15 protein-coding genes, 1 pseudogene and 1 CRISPR repeat array are annotated in these 23,248 nt (G+C 40.1%); of the genes and pseudogenes, 11 read left to right on the top strand and 5 right to left on the bottom strand.

Annotation, left to right across the window (positions count from 1 at the left end; genetic code table 11):
* Window positions 1-233: 233 nt before the first annotated feature.
* A complete protein-coding gene (locus H6G79_RS28545) occupies window positions 234-470 on the bottom strand; it encodes a hypothetical protein (RefSeq protein ID WP_190593304.1) in 237 nt (78 codons plus the stop codon).
* Between the two features lie 477 nt (window positions 471-947).
* Here H6G79_RS28545 and H6G79_RS28550 point away from each other — a divergent pair, with 477 nt between their 5' ends.
* The 5 genes from H6G79_RS28550 (at window position 948) to H6G79_RS28570 (ending at window position 6,909) form a co-directional block, all read left to right on the top strand.
* Window positions 948-1,565 (top strand): hypothetical protein, encoded by a 618-nt coding sequence (locus H6G79_RS28550; protein WP_190593303.1) that lies wholly within the window; start codon window positions 948-950, stop codon window positions 1,563-1,565.
* Window positions 1,566-1,624: 59 nt separating this feature from the next.
* Complete coding sequence (locus H6G79_RS28555) at window positions 1,625-3,463, top strand: penicillin-binding protein 2 (RefSeq protein WP_190593302.1); 1,839 nt, start codon at window positions 1,625-1,627, stop codon at window positions 3,461-3,463.
* Between the two features lie 648 nt (window positions 3,464-4,111).
* Complete coding sequence (locus H6G79_RS28560; protein ID WP_190593301.1) at window positions 4,112-4,348, top strand: hypothetical protein; 237 nt, start codon at window positions 4,112-4,114, stop codon at window positions 4,346-4,348.
* Between the two features lie 531 nt (window positions 4,349-4,879).
* Window positions 4,880-5,977: an iron-containing redox enzyme family protein gene (locus tag H6G79_RS28565; RefSeq protein ID WP_190593300.1), complete on the top strand. Its 1,098-nt coding sequence runs from the start codon at window positions 4,880-4,882 to the stop codon at window positions 5,975-5,977.
* A 236-nt stretch (window positions 5,978-6,213) separates the two neighbouring features.
* Window positions 6,214-6,909, top strand: a complete 696-nt coding sequence (locus tag H6G79_RS28570; protein WP_190593299.1) for an SAM-dependent methyltransferase — start codon at window positions 6,214-6,216, stop codon at window positions 6,907-6,909.
* Between the two features lie 304 nt (window positions 6,910-7,213).
* Here the strand turns inward: H6G79_RS28570 and H6G79_RS28575 are convergent, their stop codons facing one another.
* The 3 genes from H6G79_RS28575 to H6G79_RS28585 form a co-directional block, all read right to left on the bottom strand.
* The gene (locus H6G79_RS28575; RefSeq protein WP_190593298.1) at window positions 7,214-8,611 is read right to left on the bottom strand and encodes an AAA-like domain-containing protein; all 1,398 of its coding nucleotides are present in this window, start codon (window positions 8,609-8,611) and stop codon (window positions 7,214-7,216) included.
* 915 nt (window positions 8,612-9,526) lie between these two features.
* Window positions 9,527-10,615 carry an aliphatic sulfonate ABC transporter substrate-binding protein gene (locus tag H6G79_RS28580; protein WP_190593297.1) on the bottom strand — a complete coding sequence of 363 codons (1,089 nt, stop codon included), beginning with the start codon at window positions 10,613-10,615 and terminating at the stop codon, window positions 9,527-9,529.
* Between the two features lie 46 nt (window positions 10,616-10,661).
* Window positions 10,662-11,318 carry a class I SAM-dependent methyltransferase family protein gene (locus tag H6G79_RS28585; RefSeq protein ID WP_190593296.1) on the bottom strand — a complete coding sequence of 219 codons (657 nt, stop codon included), beginning with the start codon at window positions 11,316-11,318 and terminating at the stop codon, window positions 10,662-10,664.
* Between the two features lie 803 nt (window positions 11,319-12,121).
* Between H6G79_RS28585 and H6G79_RS28590 the strand changes: the two genes are divergently transcribed.
* From H6G79_RS28590 to H6G79_RS28605, 4 genes and pseudogenes are all read left to right on the top strand, one after another.
* The gene (locus H6G79_RS28590) at window positions 12,122-15,148 is read left to right on the top strand and encodes a cysteine peptidase family C39 domain-containing protein (protein ID WP_190593295.1); all 3,027 of its coding nucleotides are present in this window, start codon (window positions 12,122-12,124) and stop codon (window positions 15,146-15,148) included.
* A gap of 1,171 nt (window positions 15,149-16,319) precedes the next feature.
* Window positions 16,320-16,713: pseudogene (locus H6G79_RS28595) on the top strand (HetP family heterocyst commitment protein).
* Window positions 16,714-17,573: 860 nt separating this feature from the next.
* Window positions 17,574-17,723 carry a hypothetical protein gene (locus H6G79_RS28600; RefSeq protein ID WP_190593294.1) on the top strand — a complete coding sequence of 50 codons (150 nt, stop codon included), beginning with the start codon at window positions 17,574-17,576 and terminating at the stop codon, window positions 17,721-17,723.
* A 56-nt stretch (window positions 17,724-17,779) separates the two neighbouring features.
* Complete coding sequence (locus H6G79_RS28605) at window positions 17,780-18,352, top strand: peptidylprolyl isomerase (RefSeq protein ID WP_313934611.1); 573 nt, start codon at window positions 17,780-17,782, stop codon at window positions 18,350-18,352.
* Here the strand turns inward: H6G79_RS28605 and H6G79_RS28610 are convergent.
* Window positions 18,300-18,869 carry a DUF3611 family protein gene (locus H6G79_RS28610; RefSeq protein WP_190593293.1) on the bottom strand — a complete coding sequence of 190 codons (570 nt, stop codon included), beginning with the start codon at window positions 18,867-18,869 and terminating at the stop codon, window positions 18,300-18,302. The genes H6G79_RS28605 and H6G79_RS28610 overlap by 53 nt on opposite strands.
* 320 nt (window positions 18,870-19,189) lie before the next feature.
* On the opposite strand from H6G79_RS28610, the gene H6G79_RS28615 reads away from it, so the two are divergent.
* Window positions 19,190-20,539: a histidine phosphatase family protein gene (locus H6G79_RS28615; protein WP_190593292.1), complete on the top strand. Its 1,350-nt coding sequence runs from the start codon at window positions 19,190-19,192 to the stop codon at window positions 20,537-20,539.
* A gap of 255 nt (window positions 20,540-20,794) precedes the next feature.
* Window positions 20,795-22,297, top strand: a complete 1,503-nt coding sequence (locus H6G79_RS28620) for a dihydroorotase (RefSeq protein ID WP_190593291.1) — start codon at window positions 20,795-20,797, stop codon at window positions 22,295-22,297.
* A 250-nt stretch (window positions 22,298-22,547) separates the two neighbouring features.
* Window positions 22,548-23,094: direct repeats of the CRISPR family, unit length 37 nt; unit sequence ATTGCAATTTCAACTAATCCCTATTAGGGATTGAAAC.
* The last annotated feature ends 154 nt before the right edge of the window (window positions 23,095-23,248 follow it).

Consider the following 23,248-nt stretch of genomic DNA (forward strand, 5'->3'; position numbering starts at 1 on the left):
TCATACTGATTGAGCCAAAAATCTAAAATGGACACTTGGTTGTGGCATTGACCAACATTACCAGTGTCCATTGACTGTTGCTTTAGCTTAACTAAAGATGTATAAATTGAGCTTGAGTTGGGTAGTCACTTTCTGAAGAATACTCTGATTCTCTTTTGCTACCCAAGCACTCAAGCAATTTTTTAAACTGCAAGACCAAGTGCTTGTCTGAGAACAAAACTTCAGGTAAAGAACTAAGGTGTTGTAGTAGGGGTAGGAGAAGCTGTACTAGCACCAGCAGGAGATGTAGTAGCGGTGGGTGACGCAGTAGCAGTGGGTGACGCAGTAGGAGTACTAGTCCCAGTATCGGAGGGTTCACCTGTAGCGGCTGGTGAGCTTGTCGGAGTAGATTTATCACCACCACTTTCACAAGCTCCTAAAACTCCCGCCAAACTTAAAATGAGAGCTAAACCAAAGATTTTTGTTTTCATAACTCCTCTTTCACCAATTCTGGCAATCAAATGTTTGTGCCTTTTGACTACGATAACCTATTTATTGCGAATTGTTGAATTACTCGTGTAGGAGATATTTAAAACCTGGCTAAAGGCTGATTATTAGTATTTGAGTGATGATGCCCCAGACTGATGACAATATCAAATTGATTAGTAGGCGATCGCAGATAGTTGCTTGTTTTTTGTCTTGTATTGCCATACTGCGATGCACTACTTAAAATGTCAAGTGTCCACTAGGGAATCTTTGATGATATCTATTTGATTGACTAACTACTGATGGAGACAGACAACAGCAAATTGTTGTGCAACTCTCCAAGGATTGCCATATCTCAAAAACATTTAAACATGGTCTACAGTTAACGCTATACTCATTCAAATCCCAAAAAAGGCTGTTCTAACCTGAGCAAAATTAAATAAACAGACTAAAATACAGTATTTGCTATCCCGGAAAATTTTATGGCTGCTGTTCGTAAATCGGCTGTGTCTACAACTAATACTTGGTTTGGGCGCAATTCTAAACCAACTGTGCCACAAAGGCGCTCCCCCGTTCGGGGTTCAGTCATCAGCAGTGCATCTCCACTTTCAGGGCAATCTCCCGTGGTATCGCCGAAGCGTCGGCGACAGACTGCCAAAAGTTTATCAACTCCGACAACCAAAAACTCACCAGAATTAACTGCATCCAAAGTCTCTCATGTGCCGACGGCGGAAGTTTTACCAAGTTGGTTGGTGCGGTTGTACACTGTTCATCGTTACTCGTCTGTGGTGACGTTTTTATTAGTTGCAGTGGCGCTAGTCGTTTATGGTTGGACAGTTTATTCTCAAGAACAGTGGAATCAAGAGTTCCGCCGCTTGCAAAATCTCCAACGCAACGAGCGTCAATTAACCACAACCAACGCTATGTTAAAAAACAAAATGGCGGAAGAAGCAGAAAAGCCAAGTGCGGGATTAGTATCACCCACGCCAGATAAAACAATTTTCTTACCCTCAGCATCTGATACGGCTAATTCTGCGCCATCAAATACCAAACCAAATTCTCCCACACAACAGCCAACTTCTTCACCATTGGGATATTAAAGGCAATAGTCATTGGTCATTTCTCAAAGACAAATGACAAATAACAAAGGACGAAGCCGATGCAAAAGTCATCCAGTAGATTAAAATTTAGAAATTCTCGCAATCCAGCCGTGACAAAGCGGCAGAAAGTTTCTCGACAAAAGTGGCTGGAGAAACTCACACCCAAAACCCCAGAACCAGTACAAAGCAGTAAGGTCAGGCTGTTAATTGTTTGGGCTATTTTAATATTCTCAGCATTAGGTTTAGCTTTTAACTTATATAATTTACAAATTCTCCAAGGCAAAAAACTCACGCAGAAGGCACGCAATCAACAAATGGTGAGTTTGCGTTCGTTTATGCCGCGTCGTTTGGTAATCGATCGCAATAATAATGTTTTGGCAGTTGACCGCCCTGTCTATACTGTTTATGCCCATCCCAAACTGTTTGATAAGTCTAATGAAGATGTTGCCCAAAAAATAGCCCCAATCATTGATAAAGATGTGGCGGAATTAGTGAAAACTTTTCAAAGTCGCAAAAGTGGGATTATTTTGATGCCGGCGCTACCTGAAGAAATTGCCGATCGCGTGATTGCTCTGCGCTTAAATGGCTTAGAATTTATTCCCAAATACTCACGCTTATATCCGCAAGCCGATATTACATCTGATGTGGTGGGTTACGTAGATTTAGAGCGTCGTGGTCAAGCTGGTGTGGAGTATAGTCAAGAAAAACTGCTAGAACGTTCTGTGCAGAAGGTACGGTTAATGCAGTCTGGGAGAGGGGAATTAAAGCCAGATGAAGCGCCAGAAGGTTTTCTCCATGCGGATGACTTGAAATTGCAACTCACAATTGATACACGCTTACAAAGGGCGGCTCGCTTGGCGCTGAAAGCCCAGGTAGAAAAATTCCGCGCTAAACGTGGGGCTGTGATTGTGATGGATGCGTTAGATGGTTCTTTACTTGCACTGGTGTCGCAGCCTACTTATGACCCGAATGACTATGGTAAAGCGAAGATTGATTTATTTAAAAACTGGACGGTAGCGGATCTTTACGAACCAGGGTCAACATTTAAACCATTAAATGTAGCGATCGCATTAGAAAATGGTGTGATTCAACCCAATGATACTTTTAATGACCCAGGGTCGATTAGAGTCGCTGACCGTGTAATTAAAAATGCTCAAAACAATGCTTATGGGCGCATTAATATTGCTCAAATTCTGCAAAATTCCAGCAACATCGGGATGGTGCAAATCATCCAAAAAATGCGCCCCTCAATCTACTACACCTGGTTAGAACGTCTAGGCTTAGGGCAACCATTAGAAACTGATTTGCCTTTTGGAGTTAGCGGTTCGCTGAAAACTCAACCAAGATTTATTTCTTCACCCATTGAACCAGCAACCGCATCTTTCGGACAAGGTTTTTCACTCACCCCCCTCCAACTAGTACAACTGCACGGCGCTTTAGCCAATGGCGGTAAATTAGTCACACCCCATGTAGTTCGCGGACTAGTTGATAGCAGTGGCAAAATGCACTATTCACCCACACTTCCCACACCAAGGCAAATTTTTTCTGCGAAAACTACTCAGCAAGTTGTGGAAATGATGGAAACAGTTGTTTCTGAAGGTACTGGTAGACCTTCTAAAATTGCTGGATATCGCATTGGTGGTAAAACAGGTACAGCCCAAAAAGCTAGTCCGAATGGTGGCTATATCCCTGGTGCAAGAATCACCAGCTTTGTCGCCGTTTTGCCTGTGGAATCTCCCCGCTATGTAATTTTGGCAATTGTTGATGAGCCGAAGGGTGAAAATGCCTATGGTTCTACTGTTGCTGCACCAATTGTCAAATCAGTCATGGAAACCTTAATTCCCCTAGAACACCTACCACCGGAACAGTTCAATTCCCCAGATGAAACACCAAGATGAGAGTTTTATCAACGTAGCAGGACTGATGCACAAAGATTGTCTATATCTTGTAGCTAGATCCAATTTTTAACTTGACAAAAAGGATTGGAAAATCCAGAGCTTTTTATTTTTTCTCCTTAAAAGGAGAGGTCTTAAACCTTGTAAGACTTACGCATAAAAACGAAAAATCAAGGGTTTTGGCAAGGGTACAGGGGTATCTGACAGGTGTAGGTTTTTTACGTTCTGCCCCAAAAACCTTGATTTAGGGTGTAAGGGTGTGAGGGTGATGAAACTCTGATTAAATCGTGATTTTTAGAGTCGCTACTCATCACTCTGTTAAAAACCTACACTTGTGAGACAGGGGTATGGGGGTGTATGTATCTAAAACCCTTATGCCAAAAACCCTTACACCCTTATGCCCAATCTTAATAAACAATCTTGGTGCGTAAGTCCTGCCTTGAATAAAACAGTTATCAATTGTCAATTAATAATAGGTAATTTAAAAACAGCAATAATTTAAATAAAGTTTCTAATTTTTAATTCATATTCCTAGAGAAAGATATTTAAAATAATAAATTATCACTAAAGAATAATTTTAAAATTCTTCAAAAGATTAAAAATAAAAACATAGGTTTTATCAACCTATATACGTAAGTGAGGTTAAGAATTATGCAAACTCAAACAATAGCAAATGATTTGCTTTTAGAGCTATCTAATGAGCAACAACAGTTTCTATCTGGTGGTCAATCAGGCGACGTAAATGATGATGATTTAGCTAATCTTGGAAACAACGTCGATTCAGGCAGCTTTGATAGAGATTCTAGCAATAGAGATAATACACCTCTTCGACGTTATAGGATTAATAGTAGAGGTACAGCTATCATCACTGTACAAAAACTAAGTTAATCTTGGCAACTAGTCGATTTAAAAATCCTATGAATAAATAAAAATAAATTTATTCATAGGAAGCTAATAAGTGTTAGCTAAAAAATTATAGGTGTTAATTTACTACTAAACACCCAAAATAGAAAGGGTAAGTTTAACACCTGTTTACTTAAATTTAAGTCCCGTTAATTACGAATTACCGTGTATTAGTCGGAATTGGGCTATTAGTTGACGTTCCCGGATTAGCACCAGTATTAACATGATTTTGCTGGGGAGTTGTGGTATAAGCAGTGGCTAGATATAAAGCTGAATATAGAAAAAATGTTCTCAGAAAATACCTACCCACAGATATACCTCACCCGTGCAAGTGTGTGTGTTCATTTGCCGAATTTGTAATCTGTTATCTGTTATCTATCTCTTACTGTAATTCTGTGTCTCTAGAGTTAATATTTGTTTATAACTCACGAAAGAGGTTAATAAAGCTGAAGTGTGGAACTTTAGATATTAGAGAGGGAAGTATTTTCACTCTTGAGTAAAGTTATCTAAGATTCCATGCAAAGCAATTTATTGAGATTACCTAAATTCGATGGTGAAGTAAATACAGCTAATAATTATCGCCAAGCTGAACAGTTATTTTTAGAATTACTAGCAATAGAAAATTTAGACAATCAACTACATCAGTTAGCAACGCAAGTTAGAGAATTTGAACAAACACTCTTTGCGGCAATTGTAGCAGCCTATCAAAATAGCAGCGTAGATAATGACGCTCATTTATTTTTGCAACGAATTTTATATTGGATTAATCGCCTAAAGTTATTTTGGTACGACGATTTACGCCACTATACAAATGAGCGATCGCTTTATTTAAGTTGTTGTCGTCATCAAATTGAACTTGCTTGGCAAGCTTGGGAATTAGCGCAAATTGATGTACCAGCATTACAAACATTAGATGTCAAACAAGCATTAATAGAACGCGCCACCGCAGATTTAAATCCGCCACTATCACCAGAAAGCCGCTACATCCGCGAACAAATGAGTGAAATTGGCTATCGTCATTTGCTGGCGATCGCTTCATTTGATGGTTTAGTAGAAGGTAGTCGTTTATCGCGGATTTTAGGCGGTACAGCCAACGAGGTGCAATGTACTTTGGTGCGGGTATTTTTAGAAGAGTACGGTAACGGGCGCTTATCTCGCAAGCACTCAACATTTTTTGCTCAAATGTTAGCCGAGTTTGAGATGAACACCGAACCAGAAGGTTACTTTGATTTAGTACCTTGGGAAGTTTTAGCTTGCGCGAATCAAAACTTTTTAACCACCGAACGCAAACGATATTTCCTCCGTTACAGTGGCGCATTAACTTATTTTGAAGTAGCAGGGCCAGCAGCTTACAGAAATTATTTAGCAGCAGCACAAAGACTACAACTGTCAGATGCAGCAATGGGTTATTGGGAACTGCACATCCGCGAAGATGAACGCCACGGTCAATGGATGTTAGAGAGTGTAGCTTTAGCTTTAGCCGAGCAATATCCCCATGATGCGTGGGAATTATTACTAGGATACGACCAAGAGAAACTTATGGGCGATCGCGCTGCTCAAGCTGTTGTCAAATCTATTCGCGCAGCCGAACAAGCAAATTTACCAACAAGATAACTTATACCATTTTGGATTTTAGATTTTGGATTTTGGATTGGGAAATTGCTTACTGGTGAGCTTTTCAGTAACCCATTTGTCGCAATCATTTTTCAAATTGGTATTACCAAGCCAAAAATAGCATTTTAAAATTTTTGGACATTTGATTCTACTGTAGTGACAAACAACTCACTACAGACAAATTTTCTGTGCTTTTATGCAAGTCAAACTGTAATTTAAGGAACTAATTCAATCAAATGAAAGACATATTTTCCTGCCCTGAAGAATCTAATTTCTATTCCAACTGTTTAGAAAATTTTGTCCTGAGAGATTGCCAAAATCCGACTTCGATTGTTGAATTTGGTTCTGGTGATGGTAGTCCAGTGATTAACTCACTACTGCGAAATAAATTTGAGGGATTAATTCAAGGCTATGAACTGAATACATCTGCCTGGAAAGCTGCAAACTTAACTATAGATGAATATAATTTGACTAGTAAATATATTATTCATAATTCTTGTTTATTTGATGCTGATAAACCTCAAGCCGATTATCTTGTAGCTAACCCGCCATATCTGCCTGCTCCAGATGATGATATTTATATGCCATTATTATTTGGTGGTATAGATGGAGCAGCAATTACCAACGAGTTGTTATCTTTAGATTATGAAAATGTTTTAGTTTTAGTTTCTAGTTATTCCAATCCTATTAGTACTATTAAAACAGCACGAAAACACAGCTACAGTGTAAATAAATTTGTGGTTTTACCCTTGCATTTTGGTTACTATAGTTCTGAGCCAAAAGTCAAAAAACATATAGAAGAATTAAAAAAACATCATCAGGCATTTTACTCTGGAGATTATTATTTCTTATCTGGAGTGCTATTCCAAAAATCCCAGGTATCAAATATTGATTTGGCGAATGAATTAACTCAAGTTATGACAAGTTTATAGATTGGCAATATGTAGGGTGGGCATTCACTAATATATTCGGGGTTAATTGAGAGTTTGATTGAGAATGCTTACCTACATAGGGTTTGCTGAAAAAGTTGTTTTGTGGAGGTAGGGAACAGTTATACCAAATTGAAGAATGATTGCGACAAATGGATTGCCCAAAAGCTTACCAGTGAAACCTTTCCCAATCCAAAATCCAAAATGGTATTAGTTATGTGAAAATTTATTTTTCAAGGTTGATATTTGATCAATGAGAGAGAGATTAGGTAATTGCTGAATTCAGAAATTTGATATCAAAAGAGTATTAGACAAGGGCAGATAGTTGTTTTTGAAAGTAAGCGCGGTAGAGTTTACAGCGCGGTAAGATGCGATCGCCATCAAAACAAATTAATCCTAGATTTTCCAGCTTATAAGCATCCGCAGGATCAATCACTAGACCGAGTTTGGTTTCGACAAGTTCAGCATATACCTTGATCAGATGAGGATAGGCTTGCAGTTTTAACCAGTGTCGCCATAAGTGATGGCGGTAGATACCACCGTTCACCATCGCTTCTTGAATTAATTCTTGGAGAGTTATCTTGCCAGAGACAAGATGAAATAAGGCTAGTTGAATCAAGGCTGGATGACCCCCAACCAAAGACATTAATTCCGCAGATTCTTGACCGACTCTCCAGTTTAATTCGTATCTACTGGCTAACTCTTCTACTTGGTAGTGTGTAAATTCACTCAGACGGATAGGTAGGCCGATATTAAATGGTGAACGGTTAATATCTAAAGAAATATTTTGTTCTGTGGAATATACCACTACTAATCTTAATTTCTGCCAACCATAGTTTTGTCTGGCTTCTTCACACCAGGAACGCAACAAAGCAAAAAATTCCTGAGCAATATGAGGATATTCAAAAAAGCGATCAACATCATTTAAAACTAACACTATGGGATGATTTATCTGTTTGAAAAGATATTTCTGCAAGTAAAAACTACAAACTAATTTATAGCCAACTTCTTCATCCCACATCTCATCTAAGTTGGGCTCAATATCTAGTTGTTGAGCAATTTGCCAACAAAGACAACGCAAAAGCTTATTTAAATCGGTTAAACAAGAATCATCGATTTGATAACAGTTGATATTAACAGTATGATATCTTTGCTTCTGGGCAAAGGCTAAAATACGTAGTACTAAAGAAGTTTTTCCCATTTGTCTGGGAGAGCGAATCCGAATTACACAGCCTGGTCGAGTAATTTCTCGATAAGCCAGTTCTTCTATAGGTGGACGCTCGATATATAAGGGTGAGTCTAAAGCTACAGGGCCATCTGGATAAGTCCAATGATGTGTGATTTCGTCAGTAGAAAGACGAGGTGAGTTTTCTAATTTTGTGTATGAATTTCTAGGCAGAAATTCTAAGATTTCGCTTTCATCATCGACGCTCGAAACAGCGTAATCTGCTTCATTTAATTTGAGGTTAAAGGCACTAAAACATAGTTTGAGAGTTTTTTGATCTACAGCTTTACTCAAAGACCATAATCGACTCAGAGTTTTGGTCGAAATACTAATCTGTGTGCTGAGTTCTTGTAGGGTGAGGCGATCGCCTTTTTTCCTAGCCATCTCCCAAGATACTATTGCTTCTTGCAAACGTTGTAGTCCGGTAGGAGTTAGTACAACGCCTCGTCTTCTCTTGCTTTTAGTTTGTTTCACTTGCATAGGCTGTGTTCCAACAACTTTTTGTGGACACAAAGTCTACTTTTAACTTCTTGCATCAATACTTTTTTGCTTCGTGCATTTCCCTGTAGGCTTTCCCGGAGGATAAGCGCAAAAATCTGAATAGAAGCACGCAAATTACAACTTTTGCAAAAAGTTTTGTGTAGAATCTGATGATCCAACTACTCCAAGAATTTAAACAGCGTCAAACATTCCGAATTTCAAGTTATAACAACCGTAGAAACCACTAACAAAAGCATTGTATAAAGAAAGGTATTTCGATACAGTATTTTTACTGAAAATACCCGTAAAAATTATTACGAAATAATGAGATTGCTGACCCTTACTTAACGGATTGTCATATCAGCCACGGGAATTTGTTGCAGAATCAGGTCAAAAGCTGAAGTTCAGAAAAACTCGTAATTTAGTCAGGTGGAAAATATCTAAATTACTGTAAAATCTGACGCTTCAGTCATTTCAGGCTTTATTCAGCCCCAAACTTGTGATTTTAAGTGAGTTCACTGATATTCTACTGTACTTCCACCGTTTGTGTAATTTTTTGAGTTTTTGATCAACTGGTCTATTTTAACGTTTGATTTTTTTGAGTCAATCCTCTAAATCAACTTACAACATACTAACATCATAATAAATGCTTTCAGTAATTACACTAGATTTTATCAATGCTATTGATTAATGATGCGATCGCTCTGATGAAATTGATGTATTCTTGGCGACATTGTTTATGTAGATAATAAAATCCCCAAATTATTGAATCATTTGGGGATGAAAAGCTAAATCACACAAAATGGCTATCTGTGAGACTCGTATTGGATTTTTGAAATTATCTGTACAGACTGGAAGTAGAGATGAGCAAAGAGTATTTCTGGCAGAACTCAAAGGAGAACATCAGCACAGATGCTATTTTTGGCTGATGGTGGCTGGGGTAATTGCAGCATACTGCTCTGGGGTTAACACTGCTTCTCGAATATTCACAGGTTTGGGAAGTAAGCCATTTTTATAGAAGTAATCAGCTACTCGCTGTTGTTCTTGGATTAAATCGGGAGAGATGGCTCTTAACCCATAACTACGGCGGCTAATGACTAAATCCATCACGTCGGGTGGTAGTTTTTGAAAGGGTGCAATGAGTTGGGCGGTTTCTTTGGGATGCGCCTCAGCCCAGCGTTGAATTTTGTCAATCTCTTCAATCACTATTCGCAAAAGTTCTGGATTGTCTATAGCAAATTGTTTGCCACCAATATAATATCCGCCTGGAGAGTCGAGGCCTTGAGAATCTCGTAAAATCCTGGCTTTACCTAGTTTTTCGGCTCTGGCTAGATGTGGATCACCTGTTACCCAAACCGGAATTTTACCTTCGAGAAAGGCACTGCTGGCTTCTACGTTGGGGATACTCAAAACTTTAATATCGCTATATTTCAAACCGACATCTTCTAAAGCTCTGAGAATAAAGTAGTGAGATGCTGATGCTTTTTGGAAGACGACTTTTTGTCCTTTGATATCTTTTAAAGTCTTAATTGGTGAATCTGGTGGTACTGCGATCGCACTGCTTCTACCACTATTTTCGCTGCGTCGTGAACCAACAACATAGACAATCTGCGCCCCAGCCGCTTGGGCAAAGATGGGAGGCGTTTCACCAACGGAACCCAAATCAATTTTGCCCACATTCATCGCTTCCATCAGTTGTGGCCCTTGGGCAAATTGTGACCATTCCACTGTCACCCCCAAAGGTTCTAGACGCTTTTCTAATACTTTTGTCACCCTGACTAAATCACCAGCTTGCTGATACCCCATCCGCAAGACTTTGGTTTTGATGCCTGCTGGCTTGACATCAGATACGTTATTTGCGGTAGATGAAGTTTCTGCCTTTGGAGTTGGTTGTGTGCAACTGATTAATGTGAATGAGGTTGCAATGCTAATCAACCCTGGAGCTAACAATCGCGTAACACGATGAAAAATGTTTGTATATTGGGGTTTAAAGGTAGCGACCATAATTTTTTTGTACGGCTAGATTAATTGATAACGGAGAGATAATTTTTTATCTGGCTCTATTGGCAATGCCAGAAAATACAAAAAACTGTTGCTCTTTGGGTTCAGCGACATTTTCACCAAGATAGCGATGAATGCCTATACCCATATCTCCGGTTGCTGTCAGCTTAAAGTTGACTTCTGCAAACCCAGCTTTTTGTAAAGATGTACGGACTGTTTCAGAGTGGGGAATACTGTTGGAATGTCCGCGAGTCCAAATGACAAAAGCACCTTTTTTACTCAGGAAACTCAAATTTCCTAATAAGCGATTGAGTTCATTTTCGTCGGCAAGATTACCAAAAACGCCACAAACAATCACAATGTCTGCTGGTACTGCGCCTAGATAGTTAGAGGCGATAGTTGCATCACCATTAATAAACTCAATTTGTTTTGTTAAACCTAATGATTCTATAGTTGCTTTGCCACGTTCTACGAGTTGGGGATTTAGCTCTACAAGTCGTGCGTGAACATCTTGAGCGCGTGGGTGATTTACTAAAGTTCCGAGTAAATCTCGTCCATCGCCAGCGCAGACACTGACTACGCGAATTACTCCTGATGGAGAGAAATTTAAACTGTGGGCGATAAATTCTCGCACAATTTCTAAACGCTGCTGCAACCTCGGTTCTGTTTTGTAGAGGTCGTGCCATTCAAACCAGTCTTTTGGCATAAGGTGATATTTTCGTTTCCGCAAACTAGGAAGGAGGCACAGTGAGTCATACACTGCGCTAAACTACGGTTCATCGGTAGATTTGCCGTATTTAAGAGTAAAAGCAGGCTACCACAGAAATTACAGTTAAATCAAGTCCGATCGCCAAGTGTTGAGTACGGATGTTGAAAGTTACCAATGCTGAATAATTTATGTGGTGAAGTAACCAGCGATCGCCCAAAAAACAGTAACTTTAGTTACATTTCAAAAACCGTAGCTGGCTTAATTAGGACTTACGCATAAAAACGAAAAATCAAGGGTATGGGGGAGCCACTGGCGTGGGTGGGTTTCCCGACTTGAGCCAAGTGGTGTGTATATGTATCTAAAACCCCACGCCACACACCCTTACACCCTTACACCCAATCTTCACAGACAATTTTGGTGTGTAAGTCCTGTTAATATTCCTGTCTTGCACAGTATTATGTTTCCTGCCCAAATCTGACCTGTACAAAATGTCATTTTATTTTCCGGGTGTTGCACAAATTAACAGAAAATGTAAGTAACACTCAGGAAAAATTGAATAATCGCTGACATATTTCGAGAATAAATCACAAATATTCTCACTTGTATCTGCTCAATTACTAATAGTAAATAGCCTATGTTAAAAATAGACTAAAAAGTATTTAAAGGCAAAATATTACTACACTAATGATTGAGGTGTTGCTATATCTAGCCTAAAAAATCATCATTTATTTACATAACTTTTATCATCAAATCACGTCGTCAAACATCAAAAAATATCCACCAAGACCAGCAAATCAATCATGAACCCCGCTTCTTCGTTCAGAGTTCAGGGAGAACTAAAAATTAGTAAACAAAAGCAATCTAATATTTTAGCAGCAATCATTATTAAACTTTTGAACTTAGTTGCCGGGGATACAGATTTAGCCGCAGAGTTTATTCAGTTGTGGACAATTCAAGAGTTTCAACTAGGTGATAATTTAAATAGATACACTGAGAATACAGCTACAGCAGATAACAGCGATTTTTTTTACTTGGTATGTCAAGGTAAAGTGCGCTTGTTGAGTTTTGATGAGACTTTGGGCAGGGAAGTTTCTCCACAGTTGTTATTAGCAGAACAGACATTTGGCGCAGATCATTTGTTTTGCGATCGCCCTTTATCATACCGTGCCATCGGTGCAAGTCCGGGTTTTGTAGCCCAAATTACAATTGCCGATTTACAACTGTGGTTACAACGCTTACCAAATCTCCAAAAGCACTGGCAAAAGTTAGCAGTCGAGCGTCAAGCACTGATTTTCTTTAAAAGTTATACAGAATTGCGATCGCTCAACAGTGCAAGTTTACGGCAATTCTTACCTTATATAATTACTAGCAAAATTCCCGTTGGCGCATCTTTAAATACAGCCACACCAGCCAATGCGGGACGTTTTTGGTTAGCCGGGGGAACAACCTCACTCTTAATTGGTGATAGTTGGGGATATCCTGATGTGACATCTCCCGATGCAATTGCGGAGACAGACTTGTTAGTTTACCAACTACCGATTGAACAGTGGGAATTAGCCCAAGTATTTACTAGTCAAAATCCACAACCAAAAGTATCAGTTATTGATCATTCCGCAATCACCCAAATTCCCCTTCCCAAACCGGAATCTTCCCAATCAGAAATTACCCCAGTCGCAGAAATTGATTTTCCCCAACAGCCAAAAGCTAAACCACGGCGGAAATATCCCTTGATTTTGCAACAAAGTTCATCAGATTGTGGTGCGGCTTGTTTAGCAATGATTAGCCAATATTGGGGTAAACGCTTCCGCCTCAATACTTTACGCAACTTAGCAGCTATAGACAGTACAGGCGCATCTTTAGCAGGTTTAGCCACAGCCGCCCAAACCTTGGGTTACACAACATTACAAGTGAGGGCGAGTTTAACCAAGCTAGAGTCGCAAACTAATCCTTGGATTGCTCACTGGCAAGGCAATCATTATATAGTGGTTTGGCAGATTCAAGGCGATCGCATTTTAATTGCTGACCCAGCGAAGGGGAAAAAATGGCTATCACGCCAAGACTTTGAAGCCAATTGGACAGGATACGCACTTTTATTAAATCCAACCGCCAACTTTCATAGCCGCAACAGCGAGAAACTTGCCTTACGTCGTTATTGGCAGATATTACAGCGCGATCGCCAACTTATTCAATACATTATTCTGGTTTCTCTGGTCATGCAAGTCTTTGGGTTAGCGACTCCCTTACTTACCCAAGTGATTCTCGACCAAATACTATTACTGAAAAATTTTTCCACATTAAATGCTTTTGTACTCGGCTTTTTATGCTTGGGTGTCTGGGGTATTGTTTTAAATGCACAGCGACAATATCTGCTCGATTATTTTGCCAGTCGCATCGATGTTAATTTAATTGGTGGTTTCGTCAAACATACCTTACAGCTACCATTACAGTTTTTTACCACCCGTCAAGTCGAAGACATTCTCAGCCGCATTCCCGAAAATCTCAAAATTCAACAGTTCTTTACCCGTCGCGCTATTACTAGTCCAATTGATGCGGTGATGATTCTTGTCTATTTTGGGGTGATGGCTAACCTCAATTTGCGACTCACTTTATTAGTTGTGAGTGGAATTATCCCCGTTGTGATGTTGATTGTGGGTGCAAGTTCATTCCTCCAGCAGATATCGCGGGAAGTTTTGCAAACATCCGCCAGCCAAAATTCTGCCACAGGGGAAATCATCACGGGAATTGTCACAGTCAAAACCGCCGCCGCCGAAGCTTCAGTGCAGACATATTGGCAAAAGCAGTTGCTGAAAATGCTCAAGGCGCGGTTACGGGGACAGAAGTTAGCCAATGTCTTACAAATGCTGCGGAATTTAGTTAGTCACATTGCGACAACAGTTGTTTTATGGTGTGGGTTGCAACTAGTCATCACTGGGGATATGTCACTGGGTAAATTGGTGGCGTTCAATATGTTGATGAGTAATGTGATTCATCCTGTGTTGGCATTGGTAGAGTTATGGGATGAATTACCCGCAGTATTCACAGCCCTAGAGCGAGTTAACGATGTCTTAGATTCTCAGCCAGAAGAAAATTCCCAAAAACCTTTACAGGTAATGCCGACAATTCGCGGTGAAGTGCAGTTTGAGAATGTATTTTTCCGCTATCATCCTGATGACCAGCGTCAGACTTTGCAAAATGTCTCTTTTCACGTCAAATCAGGGCAAACTGTCGGGATAATTGGTCAGAGTGGTTGCGGTAAAAGCACCTTAGTCAATTTGCTGGCGGGTTTATATCGTCCCGAAAATGGGCGGATTTTAATTGATGGCATTGATATTAGTACGGTATCGCTGCCATCGTTACGCAGTCAAATCGGTTTTGTCCCCCAGGATAACTTTTTGTTTTCCGGCACGATTTTAGAAAATATTACTCTGTATAATCCAGATTTGCATCCTGAACAAGCGATCGCCGCCGCCAAATTAGCCGAAGCTCACAGTTTTATCCGCGAACTACCTTTAGGCTACAACACCCCCGTCGGGGAAAGAGGTTTGCGGCTGTCTGGTGGACAAAAACAAAAAATTGCGATCGCTCGTGCTTTAATTAGTAACCCCAAAATTTTAATTCTAGACGAAGCTACTAGCAGTCTCGACTCTGAATCTGAGCTTTGTTTGTACCAAAAATTAGCTCATTTGAATCAGCACCACACTACTTTTATCATCTCCCATCGCCTTTCTAGTCTGCGCCACACCGACCATATCCTAGTTCTCAACCAAGGTATTTTGGTTGAACAAAGCACCCATCAAAAGTTGATGGCAACCATTGGTCTTGATTAATTAACACAGTTCAGTTAAGAAAGCGTTTCGACAGCGATCGTATTTGATTTGTGAAAATCGAGAGGCTCAGATCCCCGACTTCTTGAAGAAGTCGGGGATCTTTTGGTTCACGAATGATTTAGGACTGCATTCATTCCGAGTCTCATAGCGCAAGTCATCTTCAGATGACTCAACTAAAAATGTATTCCAGTCCACTTAAGTGGACTTTGGCTATGAGCCTGGAACTTTAGTTCGAGGCGGGAATGGCTTGAAAGCGATAGGCTAGGCAAGCTTTGTTTGTATAGCCCCAGACTAATTGTACTGCCAGCCCTATACCCCTTCACCCAGTCCCCACAGATAATTCCTATTCATGATTCCCGGATGAAATTTATATTTTGTTAAAAATATTTTTAACAACGCCAAATACATAAAATTACTTTGTTTTTGATATTGCTATAGGAATTACGATATTTAGTGATTGTTTATTAGACAAGTTAATGGTAAATTTCTATATGAATTTGAACCAAAGAAAAGTTTCTTATGAACAATAAATGAGGGGTCAAACCCCTCAGTAAACAGCGAATCCGTGACAATACTAAAACTTAGAACATACAAATGGAGACATCAAAAAAAATCCGTATTTTTTACTGGTAAAGTTTTAATTGAGAAGATGACATTTAGAAAAAAACGTAGTATAAATACTAAAGTAGCTATTAATTTTTTTGCTAAATACCGTTGATGTTCTCAGGGAAAACTATCACCTTCTCACCAAACTTTGCTAGAAAAACTGAAGCGAAAGATTATACGGTAAAATTATCAGGGCAGTAGATTAAACTAAGTATTGAGAAGACAAACAGAGGATAAAACTGCGTCTACCAAGAGCCAAGCCAGATTGTTATAGTCATTAAAATGACATTACCAAAGATTGAAAAGTAACTAACTACTAAATGAAATACAGTTAACTTTCTCCTCCAAGGTCAAGCTCATGGACATCATCATCAGAACACATGCAGTTCTCACCTCAGTACCAAGAATGAAGCAGCCTTCACGGCTATATTTAGTCATTCTCCACAGGCTTATAGCTAAAACTAAACATAAATTTAGAGGGTAGTTGTTACAACATCCAACTGCAACAACTATTGATTAATTATTGACTACCTGTAACACCTAATTCCCCAGTGCAATTAACACTATGAATCACAACATAACTAGCGTCAGTAACTTTAATAAAGGTATCAATCCTCAACAATTTGACCAAATAGTAGAAGCAATTCTAGCTGGTAAGTATTCTTGGGCATGTGTGTTAATGCTACGTGTTGCTGGTTACAATCCATTACATTACATTCCTTATCGCACTTATAACAGATTGCTCAAAGAAAATTCTTCCCCAAGTAGAACGCAACAACAAGAAGTATCATCTGCGGATAAATCTGTCGCAACTCATTGCTTGGGCAAAATTAAAGACTTAACTTACCTTGAGGTAGTAGGTAAAGCAAAAAACTGAAATTCGTGGCGGTAATATGGAGCAATCGTTAGCCCAAGAAATGCCAGAACATCAAGCGATCGCACTCAAGATTTTTCCTTAAAATTGAGTAATGAGTAATAAGTAAATTTCTAACTCATTACTCATTACTCATTACTTTTCTCAATCAGTTGCTGTCAGTCCTGAATGTCGAGCTTTGACAAACAGCAAATAACATGATGTCATTAATTATTGAAATTTATGTAAAAATATCACGTTAATTATACTGTTTCCAATTAACTAACCCATCTTTGAGATAATTTCTCCAGGTGGGTTTTGTTGTCATAGATTCAAGCTTCTAGAGTATGAAAAGTCTGATTTAGTCTTGGTATCAAGAGAACAATTAGGGATAAAAATTTTTACCAAAATGTGCCAAAATGGCAAATTTAAACTATCAATATCATTTAAATTATACATAGAGCAGATGAGTCAATAAGCTCATCAACAATGATAAAATCATTGAATATCTGACTATGAAATACATTTAACTGATTGTTTTTGCTGAAGCAGTCAGTATCCCAAAGAGTACATAACTCTGAAACCAAGACAGACAATCAAACTGTTGCTATTGGTTGTTTTGTTTCTCAGGAAGCCTGAGCATCAACAAGTTAAAAAGTTGGTTTTCCGCAACTTTTACTTTCAATGCCCTCTAGTCAGTTTCTCTATGGTGGGGAAAACTTAGTAGAGCCTTCCATACTTTTATAGTCAGAGAAATAGACAACATAACAGTTAACAGTTGTTGTTACTGATAGAGCATATAACTACTACACTTTTGTTTTAATGCTCTAAATCCTAGTTCTACCAAACAGGATCATCTCTGCTGTAATAACACATAATGGATACAGTATTGGCTGGAAGCTAAAAGCCCAAATAGCTTCCAGTTTTTTATGTAAGCTGGTATGTTTTTAACTTGTATGAATACTAATGAGTAATTTGTCAAAAATTTTGCTGGAATCAGAAGAAGTGATGCAATTCCTCAAAAAAGAAATGAGATTGAAGGAAGTATATCAACAGATTTTATTTCACAAAATCATCCGTCAAGCCGCCGTGCTGTACTATAGGACTCATATTTGATTTCTGAAAAAAATCAGTACACCCAGATCAGGCTTCTTTCCTACTCCCTACTCCCCATTCCCTACTCCCTGTCTACACAACTAGATTCAGGAATCAAACCGTATTCCTATAGAGATATTACTATTACACCGTCAGAAATTGAAGCAGAAGCAGAAAAGCAGCGCCGGGAAAGACATTTAGAAAGAGCCGCAGATACACTGGAATGGTTAGCTGATCAATTAATTACGCCTGAAGATTGGGAAAGAGGAATTTGCGATCGCCTATTATCTCACAAACTCGCACAGGTATTATTTGCCGATGAAGTAGAGCATTTTTTTCAGCAAAATCGCGCCGAATTTGAGCAAGTGATTTTTTATCAAATACTGCTTGACTCAGAAACATTGGCACAAGAGCTATACTATCAAATCGAAAATGGTGAAATTAGTTTTTATCATGCCGCCAAAATTTATGATATTGATATTCATCGTCAGTTTAAGTGTGGATATGAAGGTATAGTTTATCGTTCCGCACTCCAACCAGATATAGCCACTGTTGTATTTCGAGCAGCACCACAACAGGTAACATTACCTTACTACTCTAGTGCTTATGCACCCGTTCTAACAACCACAAAGAAGCGATCGCACCGATAAAGTGAGCAGTAATCCCGTTAATATTAGCTACGGCGACAAACACATCCAACGCTCGAATAATTTTATTGGGGTCTGTAATTGCTACCCCTGGTGGTTGGGAGATAGATTTAGCGACTAAAACGCCTAAAGTTGAGCCAGCACCTAAAAGAGTTAATAGTATTCCCACTAAACTAATCATTATGCCTAATCTGATAGTGGCGATCGTGTCGGCTTTGCTAGGGTGTAAAGCATGATTCGGATTTTCTAACCTTTTACCCAGACGTGTATAACGAAAATCCCAATACACACTAAATAATAAAGCCACAATCCCGCAGATAGCCCAAAATATCCCGACTCCTAGACCTGCATTTGGTTTGTCAGCAAAGCCACGCCCAGTTGAAGCAAACAATACAGCTATCCCAGACACCACAGCCAGTCCTAGCTGTACCCAAAAAGTAATCCAGCCTGTCAAGCGAATAGTGTTACCAACTGTGTGAAGCGATGCTGTTATAGTTCTCGCGTCTGTTTCTGTTTGCATATTTAATTTCCATCTGTTGGCATTTCTTAGGAATCTCCCCCAACTTCAAGCATATTTTGGCTTGATAATGGAATACCCCCACCTACAGGCAGAAACTTTTGGCTATCTTCATTAGGATTTACGCAGTGAGATGAAAAATCAAGGGTTTTAGGAAGGGTGTACTTAAGCTAATGCTGATTCAAAACCCTTACACCCCACACCCGGTCTTTACAGATAATCTTTGTGCGTAATTCTGAATCAGTATCTAATCTATCTAAATAGGTTATTCTGCCAACACTTTAGAGTAAAATTAATCCTTTAGATAGAGGAGGGCAAAGCCGATGACTCGTGTCATCATTGTGCGTCATGGGCAGAGTAGCTACAATGCCGAACGGCGTATTCAAGGGCGCACGGATGCGTCAACACTAACAGAAAAAGGTCGTAATGATGCCAGTAAAGTAGGCAAAGCCCTCAGCAATATTTCATTTCAGGCAATTTATTGCAGTCCTCTGCAACGAGCTAAACTCACCGCCGAGATTATTCAAAGCGAGTTAGCCAATACTCAAGAGTCTGCTGCTGTCCAAACTTCTGATAAGTTATTGGAAATTGATTTGCCTTTGTGGGAGACAATGCTAACTGCGGATGTTGAGCAGAAGTTTGCTGAAGACTATCGCATTTGGCATGAAAATCCTGACCAATTGGTAATGCAAATTCAAGATGCTGAGGGGACAAGAGAGCATTTTCCAGTTCTGGCTTTGTACGAACAAGCACGGCAGTTTTGGCAAGATATTTTGCCACAGCATCAAGGTCAAACTATTTTAATAGTTGGGCATAACGGAATTAACCGCGCCTTGATTAGCACAGCACTGGGTATTCCTCCCAGCCGTTATCACTCCATCCAGCAATCTAACTGTGGTGTGACTGTATTGAATTTTGCTGGCGGTTTGGGTGAACCAGTCCAACTAGAATCGATGAACCAAACGCAGCACATGGGGGAAGCATTACCTTCATTGCGTCCCGGTCATCAAGGCGTGCGGTTGTTGTTAGTGCGTCATGGTGAAACTGAGTGGAACCGTCAAACCAGATTTCAAGGACAAATTGATGTTCCTTTAAATGACAATGGCAGAAATCAAGCGCAAAAAGCAGGCGAATTTCTCAAGGATGTAGCCATTGACTTTGCTGTGAGTAGTTCTATGCAACGTCCAAAAGAAACAGCCGAGATTATATTGCGTCAACATCCCAGCATTCAGTTAGATTTGCAAGATGGTTTGCGAGAAATTAGTCATGGCCTTTGGGAAGGGAAATTAGAGAAGGAAATTGAACAAGAATTTCCGGGAGAATTACACCGTTGGCGGACTGTACCAGCTGAGGTACAAATGCCAGAAGGTGAGAATTTACAACAAGTGTGGGAACGTAGCGTTGCGGCGTGGCAATCTATTGTGCAAACCGCATTAGATAATCAACTCACAACAGGATTAGTAGTGGCTCACGATGCAACTAATAAAACCCTGCTGTGTCATATTCTCGGTTTAACAGCAGAAAACTTTTGGAATTTCCGCCAAGGTAATGGCGCAGTTAGTGTGATTGACTATCCCAACGGACTTGATGGTTTTCCGGTATTACAAGCAATGAATATCACGGCTCATTTGGGTGGTGGTGTTCTGGATAAAACCGCAGCTGGAGCATTATAAAACAGGGAGGAGTGAAGAGTCAGAAATGAGGTAATAAATTAGGTGTGAATAGTTAAACCTAAATACTCATAACTCTTAACTCCTAGCTTGAAAGTGCTGAGTCACCGAAGTTTGCTCAACGCGGGGAACCCGCGCACGCAACTTCTCGCTGAGTGCTGAGTAACAATCTAGTACCTAGTCAAGAGTCCCTCTTCATGTTTAGTTGTGAGATGTTCTCATGATTAGCTGACTTGTCACTCCTAACGTATGATTTTTATGAATGAACTTTTACAACAAGTCCGAGTAATTGATCCAATTTCTGGCACTGATCAAATAGCCGATGTCCTGATAGTTGATGGTCGTATTCAAGCTGTAGCTGCACAAATTTCGGCAATTAGTAATGAGACTCAAGTTAGAGACTGTCGGGGATTAATTCTAGGAACTGGGTTAGTAGATTTATATAGTCACTCTGGCGAACCAGGGTTTGAAGAGAGAGAAACTTTATCGTCTTTGTTGCAAGCGGCTGCATCTGGTGGCTTTACCAGAATTGGTATTTTACCTGATACATCTCCAGCCATTGATCATCCGGCGCTGGTGGCGCAGTTGCAGAAGATGAGAGGGGAAGGGGGACGTGGGGGACAAGGTGGACAAGGGGGACAAGGTGGACAAGGGGGACAAGGTGGACAAGGTGGACAAGGTGGACAAGGAAGAAACTATGTTTCTTCTCCCTTGTCTACCCCCTCTCCCTTGTCTCCCCCCTCTCCCTTGTCTCCCCTCTCTCCCTTATCTACCCCCTCTCCCTTATCTCCCCCACACCCCGACACCCCGACACCGTTACTCAACATCTGGGGTGCAGTTACTTTGGATGTGGCGGGAAAGCAGATGACAGAGTTGGCTGATTTAGCGGCTGCGGGAGTGGTGGGTTTTACTGATAGTCATCCGTTGGATAATTTGGGGTTGGTGCGGCGAGTGCTGGAATATGTACAGCCTTTGGCTAAACCTGTGGCTTTTTGGCCTTGCGATCGCCAGCTTACCTCGAATGGTGTGATGCGTGAAGGGGTAGATGCGTTGCGTTTTGGTTTACCACCAGTTCCCGCCAGTGCCGAAACAACTGCGATCGCCTCTTTGTTAGAATTAGTGGCGGCGACTGGTAATTTGCAAGTTCATATTATGCGCGTCTCTACGGCGCGGAGTGTGGAATTAATTGCGGCTGCTAAGGCTGCTGGTTTACCCATCACCGCCAGCACTACTTGGATGCACTTGTTATTGGATACCACATCTATTAACCCTGAGCGAAGCCGAAGGGTTAACATCGAGGGTAGCCGAGATGTTAAAAGTTATGACACCAGTTTGCATTTAGATCCGCCTTTGGGAAATCCCAGCGATTTAAAAGCTTTGCGTGAAGGAGTCCGCACAGGTGTAATCGATGCGATCGCGATCGACCACGCGGCTTATACTTATGAAGAAAAAGTCCAAGCTTTTGCCGAAGCTCCAGCAGGAGCAGTTGGTTTAGAACTAGCCTTACCTTTGTTGTGGCAAAATCTGGTGGTAACGGGAGAATTTACAGCCTTAGAATTATGGCAAGCTTTAAGTAGTAATCCCGCAAAATGTTTGGGACAGGAATTAAGTACATTAACTGCTAATCAAAAAGCCGAGTTAACTTTGTTTGACCCTTCGCAAACCTGGAAAGTGGAAAGGAAAAATTTACAGACACTTTCGAGTAATACACCTTGGATGGGGCGAGAATTACAAGGTCGGGTGTTGCAAATTTGGTGTTAAATTAATCTTGGTAGTTTTGGCGATCGCGCGGATGGGTAGGTGTTCAAAAATAGCGGTTCGGGAAAATGGCTGTATTCCTTTCAGCACAAGCTTTTGCCAAAAAAATAAATTAAAATCATCCGCGCACCTTGCTATGTATAGATTCCAGCGTTTTTGTGTCAATCAATTTGCATTATGCTGTGTTATAATTTTTCCATCCGCGCAACTGAACCTTGAAAACTTTATAGGACAACGCTTTCTGGCTCCCGCTATTGCAATTTCAACTAATCCCTATTAGGGATTGAAACAATTTAAGACGTTCCCCCATTTTACCAATATCGGATTGCAATTTCAACTAATCCCTATTAGGGATTGAAACCTACAGAGAGGCTTGAATGAAGAATTGATTGGTTGATTGCAATTTCAACTAATCCCTATTAGGGATTGAAACTGCGTGGGCTGAGATTTCGGCAGGCTCTCTACAAGATGTGGATTGCAATTTCAACTAATCCCTATTAGGGATTGAAACGGAATAATCGGGGCTGCCATCACCATCGGCATCAGAAATTGCAATTTCAACTAATCCCTATTAGGGATTGAAACAAATTTTCACAATAGGTAAACCAACTCATGGTAAATTGCAATTTCAACTAATCCCTATTAGGGATTGAAACAGAAGCGGAGTTAATTGGTGCGATCGCTCAAGCAATTGCAATTTCAACTAATCCCTATTAGGGATTGAAACAGACTAAAACTTCCATACAAGCAATTTAAACAAGACATTGCAATTTCAACTAATCCCTATTAGGGATTGAAACATCTTAGAAGCATCTCTGAGGCTTGCTGAGGACTTCCAAGGTACAGCACTTGCGTCTGTTATGAGGTACAATAAATTAAAATATAAATACCTCTAAATGAAGTCATACTCTGTCGATCTTCGAGAAAAAATAGTTGCAGCACATCTTCAAAAAA

Origin of the sequence: Anabaena sp. FACHB-83 (assembly GCF_014697485.1) — a bacterium.
GTDB lineage: Bacteria > Cyanobacteriota > Cyanobacteriia > Cyanobacteriales > Nostocaceae > Nostoc_B.

Excerpts from the sequence above, each read along its gene's own strand:
- H6G79_RS28545 (WP_190593304.1), bottom strand. The coding sequence starts at position 470 with ATGAAAACAAAAATCTTTGGTTTAGCTCTCATTTTAAGTTTGGCGGGA.
- H6G79_RS28585 (WP_190593296.1), bottom strand. The coding sequence starts at position 11,318 with ATGCCAAAAGACTGGTTTGAATGGCACGACCTCTACAAAACAGAACCG.
- H6G79_RS28555 (WP_190593302.1), top strand. The coding sequence starts at position 1,625 with ATGCAAAAGTCATCCAGTAGATTAAAATTTAGAAATTCTCGCAATCCA.
- H6G79_RS28570 (WP_190593299.1), top strand. The coding sequence starts at position 6,214 with ATGAAAGACATATTTTCCTGCCCTGAAGAATCTAATTTCTATTCCAAC.
- H6G79_RS28620 (WP_190593291.1), top strand. The coding sequence starts at position 20,795 with ATGAATGAACTTTTACAACAAGTCCGAGTAATTGATCCAATTTCTGGC.
- H6G79_RS28600 (WP_190593294.1), top strand. The coding sequence starts at position 17,574 with ATGAGTAATTTGTCAAAAATTTTGCTGGAATCAGAAGAAGTGATGCAA.
- H6G79_RS28575 (WP_190593298.1), bottom strand. The coding sequence starts at position 8,611 with ATGCAAGTGAAACAAACTAAAAGCAAGAGAAGACGAGGCGTTGTACTA.
- H6G79_RS28590 (WP_190593295.1), top strand. The coding sequence starts at position 12,122 with ATGAACCCCGCTTCTTCGTTCAGAGTTCAGGGAGAACTAAAAATTAGT.
- H6G79_RS28580 (WP_190593297.1), bottom strand. The coding sequence starts at position 10,615 with ATGGTCGCTACCTTTAAACCCCAATATACAAACATTTTTCATCGTGTT.
- H6G79_RS28560 (WP_190593301.1), top strand. The coding sequence starts at position 4,112 with ATGCAAACTCAAACAATAGCAAATGATTTGCTTTTAGAGCTATCTAAT.
- H6G79_RS28610 (WP_190593293.1), bottom strand. The coding sequence starts at position 18,869 with ATGCAAACAGAAACAGACGCGAGAACTATAACAGCATCGCTTCACACA.
- H6G79_RS28550 (WP_190593303.1), top strand. The coding sequence starts at position 948 with ATGGCTGCTGTTCGTAAATCGGCTGTGTCTACAACTAATACTTGGTTT.
- H6G79_RS28565 (WP_190593300.1), top strand. The coding sequence starts at position 4,880 with ATGCAAAGCAATTTATTGAGATTACCTAAATTCGATGGTGAAGTAAAT.
- H6G79_RS28615 (WP_190593292.1), top strand. The coding sequence starts at position 19,190 with ATGACTCGTGTCATCATTGTGCGTCATGGGCAGAGTAGCTACAATGCC.